Source organism: Vibrio sp. 2304, assembly GCF_033339475.1.
Classification (GTDB): domain Bacteria; phylum Pseudomonadota; class Gammaproteobacteria; order Enterobacterales; family Vibrionaceae; genus Vibrio; species Vibrio alginolyticus.
Window position 1 is genome coordinate 356,906 of the sequence record NZ_JAWOUQ010000002.1, and the last position, 12,805, is coordinate 369,710.

Sequence of the window (12,805 nt, forward strand, 5' to 3'; positions counted from 1 at the left end):
TGCATCAACACTGCGAAAAACTTAGCCGCGCTGTGCGAGCAAACGCTCAAACTCATCGACTTTTTCACGCACTAGCTCAACACTCTGCTGCCAAAACGTTGGCTGGGTTAAATCCATCGACAGGTGCTTTTCGACGACATCTTCCGCCATCATGCAGCCTGTATCGCGCAGCAAATTGATGTAATCGGTGTAAAACGCTTCGCCTTTGGTTTCTCGCTGTGCATAGATACCCTTGCTAAACAAGAAACCAAATAGGTATGGGTAGTTATAAAAGCTCACGCTATCAATAGAAAAGTGCAGCTTGCTTGCCCAGAAGTACGGATCCGGTTCGCTCATTACGTCGCCATACCATTCTTTCCAAGTTTCTGACATCAACTCACAGAATTCATCTGCGGTTAACTCTCCATCCTGGCGGCGTTCATAAAACGATTTTTCAAACTCGTAGCGAACCGGAATGTTGATCATTAAAGCTAGCGCAGATGACAACTCTTCCCACAACATCTCGAGCTTTTCATCAACGCTCTCAGCTTTCGAAATCAAATGATCACGAACGATGTTTTCTGCAAAGATAGAGGCGGTTTCTGCTAACGTCATTGGGTAGTAAGTTTGGCAAAGTGGCAAATCACGAATAACCCAGTTATGGAACGCATGGCCAAGTTCATGTGCCAGAGTCATAAGGTCTGAACGGCTGCCACTCCAAGTCATAAACACAAGTGGTGTTCGCGTTGCTGGCAGTTTGGTACAGTATGCGCCAAGACGCTTGTTAGCATTTGGCGCGGCATCAATCCAACCATTTTGTACCATCAAACGGACAAACTCCGACATCTCAGGGTTTACTGTTTCAAATGCTTCACAAATAACATCAATCGCTTCATCAAAGTCGTAAACCTTCGCTTCACCGCTCAAAGCAGGCATAGTCGCCAGATGATTCCAAGGTTTCATCTCATCCAGACCATGTACTTGCGCCATCAATAAACCTGCTTTCTGACCAATAGCTCGACTGTCTTTGGCTACTGTCATCATCGCATTTAAAGTTTCAGCTTGGATTCGGCTACCATGCAAACTCGGCTCTAGGAAGTGAACTTCACGCTTCGTAGAACGCTTTTTGTTTTCAGTTAAGCGCCATCCTGCTAACGCATTCAAAATCGCAGCGAATGATTCTTGGTGCGTTTGCATTGCATCTTGTACGCCACGCCACGCGGCTTCTTGACGCTCGAATTCAGAACCATAAAGAATGCTTGCCGCTTGAGAAAACCCAAGCTCTTCACTATTACCATCTGTGTACTCAAGCTTCACTTTCAATGAGCCAGTCAGGTTATCGTATAGGTTACCCCAAGCCGATTTGCCATCCACACTCATCGCAGCCAGTAACTGTTCTTCTGCGTTGCTAAGACGAGTATCCGCCAACTTTCTAGAATTCAAGATAGAAAAAGCTTGCCCACTGATATCAGGATTCTCATGGTCTAACACGCGCAAGATAAACTCTTCGTCGGCATGAGTTAATGTCAAATCAAAGGGACTGAATGCTTGGGAAAGCTCCGAAAAGATGCGGGTCATTTTACCAAGTAACGATTTCGCTTCGGCGTTTGTTGCATCAACAGAAGCATAACAACTCGCAAAATTTGCAACTGTACCCGCTAAACGACTCGCGGCTTCATTGGTTAAAATCGCATTTTGCATGATCTCTACGTTGCCACAATCTGCTGATTGTTTATTCAAAAGATCAATACATTGTTCCACAAGAGCAATATCGTCTTGAATTCGTGGGTCAGAAAGGTCGTTATAAACGATGGACAAATCCCAACTCGGCGTTGTCATTTCTATATTTCCTTTTTATGTAACTGAGTCAATTTTCGCTTCCTGCACCTAGCAGATGGGCTTCCACTGACATCTTCCGTGACTATGCCCGTAAGCAATATCGTTCTGGGCATTTTAATATTTATAAATTAACGAGTTAAAAGAGGTACGCCAATCGAACGCACCGAGGCGTAAATTTGCTCATCTATGGTAATTGTTACATGCGTGACAGAAGCGTTTCCTATCGACAACGTCGAATACCACTTTGGGTTACGCCAATCTAACTCCAATACATGAGCAAGAATCATACGAATGACGCCACCATGCGTGACGATAAGTAGATTGTCATTGATATCGTTGATGATTTGAGACCAAACGCGACATATGCGCTCAGAAAATGTGCTTAAGCTCTCAGCATTCGGCAACGTATGTTGTGCTGGCGATTGCCAAAAAGCATCTAGCTTTTTCCACTGCTCAGTGAGCATATCAAAAGGCATACCATCAAAATCACCAAATGCCATCTCTTGTAAAGACTCATCCGTCATTACTGGTAATAATTGCTGTTCAGCAATGATGTTTGCCAGTTCTTGACAGCGTGAAAGCGGAGAAGAAATTATTCCACCCACACCTCGTCCACTCTCAGCCCAAGCCCGAGCAATACTCTCTTGATCAGCAGGCGTAACTTTTACATCTGTTTGGCCATGGAGTCCTGGTGGAGCGTCTACTTTTCCATGACGCACAAGATAGATATTGAGTGTTTTCATTTTGTTCCATCCTACTCTTTAAGAACCAACGGCAAACCAGCAGCAACAAAGGTAACGCGATGGCAAACACTGGCTAGTTTTTGATTCATCCGTCCTGCATTATCCACAAAATAACGACTAACCGCCCCCAAAGGTACAATGCCCATTCCAACCTCGTTAGAGACGAATATTAACGTCGCATCTGAGCCACGCACCACCTGTATAAGCTTTTCAATTTCTGCTTCTAGCTTCTCATTGGAACATTCATCACCTAACTCAAATATCCAATTGTTGAGCCACAAGGTTAAACAATCGACCAATACAACATCGGTGGTAGCGAAATTTGTCAGTAACTCAGATAAATGAAGGGGGCATTCATGCTCTTGCCACTCGCCCCCGCGTTGCTTTTGATGATGCGCTATTCGCTCTCGCATTTCTTGGTCAAATGGCAGCGCGGTTGCAACATAGTGTAATGATCGATGAGAAGCGACCGATAATTGCTTAGCTGTTTTTTCTGCCAAATGCGACTTCCCAGAGCGCGCGCCACCGAGTATCAATTGCTTCATGAGGAGTGATACAACCCAATCATAGTGAGATAAATAAGCAGTTCCGACAACTGTTGCGCTGCGCCAAGGCAATCCCCCGTAAAGCCGCCAATTCTCTTGGTTAACCAACGTTTGAACATCAAACGAAATACCACGAGAACAAGCGATATCAAGATCGCATCCGCGATACCAAGCACAAGCAATGTTATGCCACCAGTAAACAACAAAATGGAGACTTCTAGAGAAGACTGGCGACTTGCTAGCGGTTTACTTTTCGACGTATCACTGTCACTGACATAAGGCATGTCATAAATAAGCGTCGCTGCTAGTGCTCGGCTTGCGGTGTAAGCGACGACAATGACCAACCAAAAGTGCGGCAAGTTAGCCAGTTCACTCCAAAAAACATACTTAGCCAATAACGCCATAATGAGAGTGGCGGCACCATAAGTGCCAATACGACTGTCTTTCATAATAGAGAGGCGTCGCTCTACGGTCATGCCACCGCCAATGCCATCCGCCATATCGGTCAAGCCGTCTTCGTGAAAAGCCCCAGTTAACAATAAGCTAAACACCATCGTTAATACTATGGCAACCGACTCTGGGAAAAAAATTGAGGTGAGCGAGAATACCAAAGCGCAAAGTGCTCCAAGCACGAGACCAACTAACGCAAAGTAACGGCCTGCCTGATTCATGCGTTCTTCACTGTAATGCAACGCTTGGGGCACGGGTAAGCGGCTAAAAAAACTGGTAGCTAATAGAAATAACTCCCACTGGTATCTTAACGATGACGGCATGACTTTCTCAGAATTATCAGGGACTGACACTAAACTGTAACTCCTGCACTCTCGAAGCTCGCCATTTTGTTGTAAAACTGGGCAGCAGCTTTTAACAGAGGCAAGGCAAGAGCGGCTCCTGTTCCCTCCCCTAGCCGTAAACCAAGGTCGAGCAGAGGTTCTGCTTTTAGATGTTCCAATACAAATTTATGTCCATTTTCTTCAGAGCGATGGGCAAACAACATGTATTCACGCGTTTCTTCGTCTAACAACGTCGCAATATAAGCCGCTACCGATACGATAAACCCATCCACTAAAACTGGAGTTTTAAGCCGCTTGGCTTCTAAAAAAGCGCCCACTATCTGTACGATTTCAAAGCCCCCAACCTGTGCGAGAATCGCTTTGGTATCAAGACCTCGACATCGGTTTACCCCCTGTGCTACCAGTTTATATTTGCGGCTCAACTGCTGTTGATTGATTCCGGTGCCAACGCCAACACAATAATCAATATCTAATGAGCTCAGTGCCGATAACAGTGCTGAGGCCGAACTGGTATTACCGATGCCCATCTCACCGAACATCAAGAGGTTTGAACCATGCAAAATGGTTTGCTCAGCAATCTTCGCACCATATTCTAAACCTAACGCCACTTGTTCTGGGGACATCGCGGATTGTTTAGAAAAATTAGCCGTACCGTTACCCAACCGTTGTTCAACCAAGTTGGGATGGGATTTAAATTCTGGAACAAGCACATCAATAGGAGCCAACATGCCGCAATCTATTACTTTGAGTTGAATGCCATTGATGTCGCAAAAACAGTTGATGGCTGCGCCGCCAGCGAGAAAGTTAGCCACCATTTGCTGAGTGACTTCGCTTGGCGCAATGCTCACCCCCTCCTCTGCAACGCCGTGATCTCCAGCAAATACCAGCATGCTTGGTTTGCAGATAGCGATGGAATCAACTGGCTGAGGTTTATTCTGACTTTGAATAAGAGCTAACTGCAGTGCCACCTTTTCCAATAAGCCTAAAGAACCGACGGGTTTGGTTTTGTTATCTATGCGTGCTTGTATCTCCGCAGCAAAAGAGTCATCCATTTTTTACGTTCCTTTGATGTTGTCTGGGTGAGAGGTGTTCTGTTGTTCAAGAGGTCTTGTTCAGCGACAGTTTTTGCGCGCCCACTATTGTATACACTTGCATCCAATTGGGGCAGCGCTAATCAAGTTTATCTCAGGATAGTCTGCCGAGTTCGCAGAGCGTCTCACCTTTCTTGCACGAGATTATAAGTAACTCGTTGAAATCCGCTACAATAGCTTAGACTATGTTCCCATATAGGAGAAAAGATATGGATAACAACACCTGCGCAATCATCGCCGGTGCAACTGGCTTAGTAGGCTCAAAAGTCATTGCAAACCTCATAAATCAATCAGGTGTTGGAACATTATATTATCTTTCTCGCCGCCCACTCGATGGCGTCCTAGATGTGGACAACAAGCTTATTCCTCTCATTGATGCAGACCTTTCTATCCACCAATGGGATGAGAACCAACCAACACCAACCATCGGCTTTATCTGTTTAGGCACGACCCTTAAGCAAGCAGGCAGTAAGGATAATTTGCGTAGAGTAGATGTTGATCTGGTGTGCAAAGTCGCCCAACAAATGAAAACAATCGGAGTCAAACGCCTTGCGGTTGTTTCTAGCCTCGGTGCAAATAGTAAATCGCCATCCCATTACTTAGCTTGTAAAGGACAAATGGAACAACGAATCGAAGCTATGGATTTTGAGGAAATCGTATTTGTTCGCCCAGGCCCGCTTGTTGGTCAACGTCAAAACCCAAGAATGGACGAGAAGTTAGTACAAACTCTGTTTAAGGTAATTCGCCCACTTATGCTTGGCAAACTGTCCAACTTTTTACCTATTCGAGCAGAAGATGTCGCCAAAGCGATGATTTATCAACTTTTCAGTTATCAAGAAGACTCGGTGGTTTACTTACAAAGGAAAGAAATGCGTGACTTACTGCATCACTACGAATAACCATTTTGTACAATTAACGTGCTAATTCATGCTCTCACGCGACTTAGATCTCGTTTTTATATTCATTTTAGATCTAGCTAATACCCGTTTGTCATTTTTAAAGTTATATCACGAGCGTTATCTTACGCTCCATAAATAAATCCGTATAAAACCCCGTATAAAAAACAACCGCCACTTCGGCTGGTTGATAAGGTCAAATTATGAATTTTGCAGTGATAGCCTCTCTAGCCGTCTTTGTTGGAATATTGTTCTTTCTATTTAATCAGCAACAAAAGAAACACACTCTTTCACGTCTCGTTTTGATCGGTCTTGTTACCGGTTCTCTTTTTGGTCTTGCTTTGCAACTCATTCACGGTGAAGGCAACAGCGCAATTGCTCAAACACTTGAATGGGTAGGCATTGTAGGCAGTGGCTACGTTGGTCTACTGAAAATGGTCATCATGCCACTAGTATTGGTATCGATGATCTCTGCAGTTGTTAAATTGGAGAAAGGTGGATCTTTAGGTAAAATTTCTGGCCTGACCATCTCTGTTCTTTTAGTAACGACTGCAATTGCTGCACTTATCGGTATCTTGGTGACAACGACATTTGGCCTTTCAGCAGAAGGGTTAACTGAAGGTGCGCGTGAAACCGCTCGTATCGCCGTTTTAGAAAGCCGTGCCGGTACAGTAAGTGACCTAACTATTCCTCAAATGCTGGTTAGTTTCATTCCAACCAACCCATTTGCTGATCTAACAGGTGCTCGCTCGACATCGATTATCGCTGTAGTGATTTTCGGCGTGTTAACCGGTATCGCCGCTCGTAAAGTGATGATGGAAAAAGCAGAGTTGGAATCACCGATTCGTACTTTCGTAGAAGCTGCTCAATCTATCGTTATGCGATTAGTGAAGATGATCATGGCCCTAACGCCATACGGCATCGCAGCACTAATGGCGAAAGTGGTAGCGACATCAAGCGCAGGCGACATCCTAAACCTACTTGGCTTTATTGTGGCGTCTTATGTTGCTATCGCACTGATGTTTGTTGTTCATGGCGTATTGGTCTCTTTTGTTGGCGTTAGCCCTGCGGAATACTTTAAGAAAATCTGGCCTGTACTGACCTTCGCGTTTACATCTCGTAGCTCAGCAGCAACAATTCCACTAAACGTAGAAGCGCAAATCACCAAGCTTAACGTACCACCAGCGATTGCAAACCTATCAGCATCGTTTGGTGCCACTATCGGCCAAAACGGCTGTGCGGGTATCTATCCTGCAATGCTTGCAGTGATGGTAGCTCCGACAATGGGCATCAACCCACTTGATCTACACTTTATCCTGTCATTGATTGCGATTATCACCATCAGCTCATTTGGTATTGCAGGTGTCGGCGGCGGTGCGACGTTTGCAGCCTTGATTGTTCTTCCTGCAATGGGCTTACCTGTGACCATCGCGGCACTACTTATCTCTATTGAACCACTGATTGACATGGCACGTACCGCACTAAACGTTTCAGGTTCAATGACTGCGGGTACAATTGCTAGCCGAGTGCTTAAGTCACCAGAAAGTGAAGCAACATTGGAAGAAACACGAGCATAGAACTCAAATTCCTTCCAAAGCGATAAAACGTAAAATATCAAGCCGATGGTTCGCCATCGGCTTTTTTCATTTTCAAAAATTCAACTTGCATCTTTCGTTGCTAGTCAAGGCGTTGAATGGTCTAATACTGTCATCGGTTTTGTAAACGGTAAGCAGAATGCACCAAGATAATCAGCCCACTTTTTTCTTCTTTGATTATGAGACATGGGGAACCAACCCCGCGAAAGATCGCCCAAGCCAGTTTGCTGGTGTTCGTACAGATGAAAACTTTAATATCATCGGCGAGCCTTTAGTCATGTACTGTCAACCACCGGCTGATTATCTTCCGTCTCCTGAAGCTGCACTTATTACTGGTATTACTCCGCAAAAAACGGTTCAAGAAGGCCTTTCTGAGCCAGAGTTTATCGCTAAGATTCACGCTGAACTCGCGAGACCAAATACCACCAGTTTAGGCTACAACAGCATTCGCTTTGATGACGAAGTGACCCGTTATACTTGTTATCGCAACTTTATCGATCCATACGCATGGAGTTGGCAAAACGGTAACTCACGTTGGGATTTACTCGATGTACTACGCGCGTGCCATGCCCTTCGCCCAGAAGGCGTAGAATGGCCAGAAAACGAAGATGGCTTCACTAGCTTTAAATTAGAACATTTGTCCGTGGCTAACGGCATAGAACATAGTAACGCGCACGATGCCATGGCAGATGTGGTTGCGACTATCGAAATGGCAAAGAAAGTAAAAGCAGCGCAACCAAAATTGTTTGATTACTTTTTTTCTATGCGCCAAAAGCGCAAGCTCAATGATTTAGTCGACATCGTCAACATGACACCGTTGATGCACGTTTCAGGCATGCTAGGGCGCGAATGCCAGTACACTAGCTGGATTGTGCCTGTTGCTTGGCATCCAACCAATAATAACGCCGTTATCACCATCGATTTAGCGAAAGACCCTCAACCTATTCTTGAGCTATCCGCAGAAGAGCTGCACGAAAGACTCTACACGAAGCGCGAAGATCTTGGTGAATTGCTACCAGTGCCAGTTAAACTAGTTCATTTGAACAAATGCCCTATTCTCGCCCCTGCAAAAACGTTAACGGCTGAAAATGCAGAGTCTATTGGCATTGATCGCCAACAATGTCTCGCCAATCTCGCTTTGTTGCGCCAACATCCTGAAATTAGAGAAAAGCTGATTAGCCTCTTTTCAGTCGAGCGCAAATTCGATAAAAGTGATGACGTCGATACACAACTTTACGACGGGTTCTTTTCTCCAGCCGATCGCGCAGCTATGGATATCATTCGCGAAACCGATCCGAATAATCTTGCTGCATTAGACATTGAATTTGATGACAAGCGCATTAAACCTCTATTGTTCCGCTATCGTGCGCGTAACTTCCCAGGCACATTAGACGAGCAAGAACAAAGACGCTGGGCACTACACTGTCGAGAAGTGTTTGAAAGCCAAATTGAAGAGTACATGCTGAATTTAGAAAACTTAGTTCACGAACATGAAAGTGACGAAAAGAAGATTGCGATATTAAAATCCGTGTACCGTTATGTAGAGAGCTTAGCTTCCTAACTCCTCCTAATACAAGCGCACCTTATGGTGTGCTTGTTGTTTATATACTGTCAAAATGATTAAAGAACGATTCTTACAACTGATCCAACTGCTCATTTCAATCTTCCTCATCATGGGAGCACTTGGCATCGGAATTACCATTCAAAAGTTCACTGGCGTTTCCGTTCCAGGAAGTGTCATCGGTATGCTCGTACTGTTTTTCTCCATGACTCTTGGGCTTGTAAAAGTCGACTGGGTCAAACCGGGCGCCACGCTATTTATACGCTATATGATCTTATTGTTCGTTCCTATCAGCGTCGGATTAATGCAGCATTTCGATCTACTACTCGCCAATGCGCTCCCTATCATCGCTAGCGCGGTTGGCGGTTCACTCATTGTATTGGTCAGCCTCGCTTGGCTGCTGGATTACTTGCTACAGGAGAAACACTGATATGTGGTTAGTTGTTACCATTGCGGTTTTTCTTATCGCTCGCCAAATCGCAATCAAAGTGAACAATCCTCTAGCAAACCCTTTGCTGATCAGTATCGCAGTGCTCATTCCTTTGCTTACTTACTTAAATGTGCCATTTGAAAAGTATTATGCGGATAACGAAGGAATTAGCTTTTTGCTTCAACCTGCTGTAGTTGCTCTGGCTTATCCACTATATGAACAACTACCACAAATTAAAGCAAACTGGCGAATCATCACTTTCGCTTGCACAGTAGGCAGTGTGATGTCGATGATGACAACCACCTTGATCGCAGTCGCTTTCAAAGCGGATATCAGTTTAATCGCGAGTCTAGTGGGTAAATCCGTCACGACACCAATAGCGATGGAAATATCGAGTCACCTCGGTGGTGAAGCCGCCGTTGCAGCGATCTTGGTTCTGATTGTCGGTTTATTGGGCGCAATTTTGGCATACCCAATTTACAATTTGATTGGAATTAAACACCCGATTGCACGTGGTCTGACAATGGGTACAGTCTCTCATGCCTTAGGCACCGCTACTTGTGCAGAGAAACAGCCCATAGATGCCGCGTTCTCATCACTCGCATTGGTTTTATGTGGGATCATAACTTCTATTTTGGCTCCAAGCTTTTTTGCTTTGGCTGTCTGGCTATATCAATAGTTAAGCGCTCTCGGTCTGCCCTCCTTCCGGCAGGCCGTAGCCTTTCCGCTTCTTCCTTACCCTTTTCAAAACCCTATCTTATCTATCAACCTCACCCAGTAATATCGTGAAGGGACTTGATCGAGATATACATTCATAGCATTAGCATTCTAGGTGCTACCACTCGCTCTAGATTACGTAGGTATAAAGTAGCATAGCGGTAAAAGTCGCGTTAGTAACATACTCCTGCTCCTTGGTCATATGAATATATACTGATATGGTTAATTGTGAGACGGAGATAACGCTTCACACCTGTGCAATCGAATACATGTGTGAGCTCACTCTAATTATGTAACAGAATTATCAATTGCATTATTTATCGTGATCTAACGCACGGAACATTTCTATCTTTCACATAGAATAACTGTCCATGCAATAACAAGGATTCAACATGAAAAGTCGCATTGAACAGGCGCTAGCAGGCGCTCCAGAAGCACTTTCCAAACAACTTGCTCCTATCATCCAAGCTGATGATTTTGATGCTACGCTTTCAGTTCAACAATTTGAGCAGTTGCTTTCAGCTACCGGTCTATCAGACAAAGAGCTTCGTGTTGCGCTACTTCCTTTTGCCGCAGCGTACTCCTATGCTCCCCTTTCTGACTTTTATGTCGGCGCTATCGTTCGTGGTCTTTCAGGTCGCCTTTACTTCGGTGCCAACATGGAATTCTTTGGTGTACAGTTGGGTCAAACGGTTCACGCAGAGCAGTCTGCGATTAGCCATGCTTGGATGAAAGGCGAACGTGGTGTTAAGGATATCACTATCAACTTCAGCCCATGTGGTCACTGCCGCCAGTTCATGAATGAGTTATCTACCGCAAACGAGCTTAAAATCCAGCTCCCAGAACGTGAAGAAAAGTCACTTCATGAATACCTGCCTGAAGCCTTTGGACCAAACGATCTCGGTATCGAGTCCGGCTTAATGGCAGAAGTTAAACACCAATTCTCATGTGATGATGAAGACGCACTCATCCAAAGTGCAGTTGAAGCGATGAACATGAGCCACTCTCCATACACCAACAACTTGAGTGGTTTAGCATTAGAGATGACTAGCGGCCGTGTATTCCAAGGCGCTTATGCAGAAAATGCAGCGTTTAATCCTAGCTTGCCACCGCTACAAGTTGCGCTAATCCAAGTTTTACTTGCGGGTGAAACCTTTGACAGCATCAAAGCCGCTGCATTGGTAGAAAACTCTGAAGGTAAGATCAGTCACTTAGCCGATACGCAATCAACGTTGGAAGCGTTGAATCCAGATATTCCGCTTAGTTTTGTCAACGTATAAACGACAAATTCAACAAAAAGCTCTACAACATGTAGAGCTTTTTTATTACCTAAAAACCAAAAGCAAACGTTTGCTTTGTCATAAAACTTCAGTATGATCTCCTGCAATTTATGTCTCATCACTCTATTTTGTAAGGGAACACTATGTTTGGCACTGCAACTAGCGCAAATGCTACCCGTGTATTACTTTTAGGCTCTGGCGAACTCGGTAAAGAAGTCGCCATTGAATGCCAGAGACTTGGTTTAGAAGTGATTGCTTGTGATCGCTATGCCAATGCTCCAGCGATGCAAGTCGCTCACCGTAGTTATGTTATCGACATGTTAGATGGGAACGCCTTAGAAGAAGTTATTACGAAGGAACAACCTACTTACGTCGTACCAGAAATTGAAGCCATCGCAACCGGCAAACTGGTAGAGCTTGAAGAAAAAGGACTGAATGTTGTTCCAACCGCTAAGGCAACCAGGCTAACAATGAATCGTGAAGGTATCCGACGTTTGGCAGCAGAAGAACTGGAATTGACGACTTCACCTTATCGTTTTGCAGATAACATTGAAGACTTCAAAGCCGCGGTTGAACATGTGGGTATTCCGTGCGTGGTGAAGCCAGTGATGAGCTCTTCCGGTAAAGGGCAAAGTGTTATCAAGACCGAAGACGACGTTACAAAAGCATGGGATTACGCTCAGGAAGGCGGACGTACGGGTGCAGGTCGCGTTATCGTGGAAGGTTTTATCGACTTCGATTACGAAATCACTTTATTGACCATCAGAGCCGTTGACGGTGTGCATTTCTGTGCTCCAATTGGTCATCGTCAGGAAGATGGCGACTACCGCGAATCATGGCAACCGCAAGCTATGTCAGAAAACGCAGTAAAAGCAGCTGAATACACGGCTGAGAAAGTGGTAAACGCGCTCGGTGGCTACGGCATCTTTGGTGTAGAGCTGTTTGTCAAAGGCGATAAAGTCATTTTCAATGAGGTCTCTCCTCGCCCTCACGATACGGGTATGGTTACAATGATTTCGCAGGAAATGTCTGAGTTTGCTCTCCACGTGCGCGCGTTTACCGGAATGCCAATTAATAATATTGTGCAATATGGCCCATCTGCGTCTGCTGTTATTCTTGGACAAGGGACTTCCACAAACATTCGCTTTGAAAACCTAAGCAAAGCTTTAGCTCAACCTCAAACACAAGTTCGTCTATTCGGTAAGCCAGAAATCGATGGTCGCCGCCGTTTAGGTGTTGTCCTTACGCGACGAAAAACCACCGAAGAAGCCGTTCAAGATGCTGTTGAAAGTGCTTCAAAAGTGAATATCATTTATTAAATACGAACTACTCATA

The 12,805-nt window shown here is 44.8% G+C and carries 12 protein-coding genes; 7 read left to right on the forward strand and 5 right to left on the reverse strand.

Annotated elements, in window-relative coordinates; translation table 11 throughout:
- Positions 1-21 precede the first annotated feature (21 nt).
- From R7P64_RS06445 to cobT, 5 genes are all read right to left on the reverse strand, one after another.
- Positions 22-1,818 (reverse strand): M3 family oligoendopeptidase, encoded by a 1,797-nt coding sequence (locus R7P64_RS06445; RefSeq protein WP_318123272.1) that lies wholly within the window; start codon positions 1,816-1,818, stop codon positions 22-24.
- A 128-nt stretch (positions 1,819-1,946) separates the two neighbouring features.
- Entirely contained in the window at positions 1,947-2,561 is a 615-nt protein-coding gene (cobC, locus tag R7P64_RS06450; protein ID WP_017820880.1) for an alpha-ribazole phosphatase, read from the reverse strand.
- 11 nt (positions 2,562-2,572) lie between these two features.
- On the reverse strand, positions 2,573-3,106 hold the full coding sequence (gene cobU / locus R7P64_RS06455; RefSeq protein WP_053350418.1) for a bifunctional adenosylcobinamide kinase/adenosylcobinamide-phosphate guanylyltransferase: 534 nt from the start codon (positions 3,104-3,106) through the stop codon (positions 2,573-2,575).
- Positions 3,103-3,879, reverse strand: coding sequence for an adenosylcobinamide-GDP ribazoletransferase (locus R7P64_RS06460; RefSeq protein ID WP_031777196.1), 777 nt, complete (start codon positions 3,877-3,879; stop codon positions 3,103-3,105). The genes cobU and R7P64_RS06460 overlap by 4 nt, the downstream gene beginning before the upstream one ends.
- Positions 3,880-3,908: 29 nt before the next feature.
- Positions 3,909-4,952 carry a nicotinate-nucleotide--dimethylbenzimidazole phosphoribosyltransferase gene (cobT, locus tag R7P64_RS06465; protein WP_225495584.1) on the reverse strand — a complete coding sequence of 348 codons (1,044 nt, stop codon included), beginning with the start codon at positions 4,950-4,952 and terminating at the stop codon, positions 3,909-3,911.
- A gap of 248 nt (positions 4,953-5,200) precedes the next feature.
- On the opposite strand from cobT, the gene R7P64_RS06470 reads away from it, so the two are divergent.
- From R7P64_RS06470 to purT, 7 genes are all read left to right on the forward strand, one after another.
- Positions 5,201-5,890: an NAD(P)H-binding protein gene (locus R7P64_RS06470; protein WP_053350419.1), complete on the forward strand. Its 690-nt coding sequence runs from the start codon at positions 5,201-5,203 to the stop codon at positions 5,888-5,890.
- Between the two features lie 200 nt (positions 5,891-6,090).
- On the forward strand, positions 6,091-7,464 hold the full coding sequence (locus tag R7P64_RS06475) for an L-cystine transporter (protein ID WP_005377885.1): 1,374 nt from the start codon (positions 6,091-6,093) through the stop codon (positions 7,462-7,464).
- 157 nt (positions 7,465-7,621) lie between these two features.
- Positions 7,622-9,043 carry an exodeoxyribonuclease I gene (gene sbcB / locus R7P64_RS06480; protein WP_167415153.1) on the forward strand — a complete coding sequence of 474 codons (1,422 nt, stop codon included), beginning with the start codon at positions 7,622-7,624 and terminating at the stop codon, positions 9,041-9,043.
- Positions 9,044-9,098: 55 nt separating this feature from the next.
- Positions 9,099-9,473: a CidA/LrgA family protein gene (locus tag R7P64_RS06485; RefSeq protein ID WP_005377887.1), complete on the forward strand. Its 375-nt coding sequence runs from the start codon at positions 9,099-9,101 to the stop codon at positions 9,471-9,473.
- A gap of 1 nt (position 9,474) precedes the next feature.
- Positions 9,475-10,152 (forward strand): LrgB family protein, encoded by a 678-nt coding sequence (locus R7P64_RS06490; protein WP_171344747.1) that lies wholly within the window; start codon positions 9,475-9,477, stop codon positions 10,150-10,152.
- A gap of 430 nt (positions 10,153-10,582) precedes the next feature.
- A complete protein-coding gene (gene cdd, locus R7P64_RS06495) occupies positions 10,583-11,470 on the forward strand; it encodes a cytidine deaminase (RefSeq protein WP_005377892.1) in 888 nt (295 codons plus the stop codon).
- A 143-nt stretch (positions 11,471-11,613) separates the two neighbouring features.
- Positions 11,614-12,789 (forward strand): formate-dependent phosphoribosylglycinamide formyltransferase, encoded by a 1,176-nt coding sequence (purT, locus tag R7P64_RS06500; protein WP_213963929.1) that lies wholly within the window; start codon positions 11,614-11,616, stop codon positions 12,787-12,789.
- Positions 12,790-12,805: the final 16 nt, after the last annotated feature.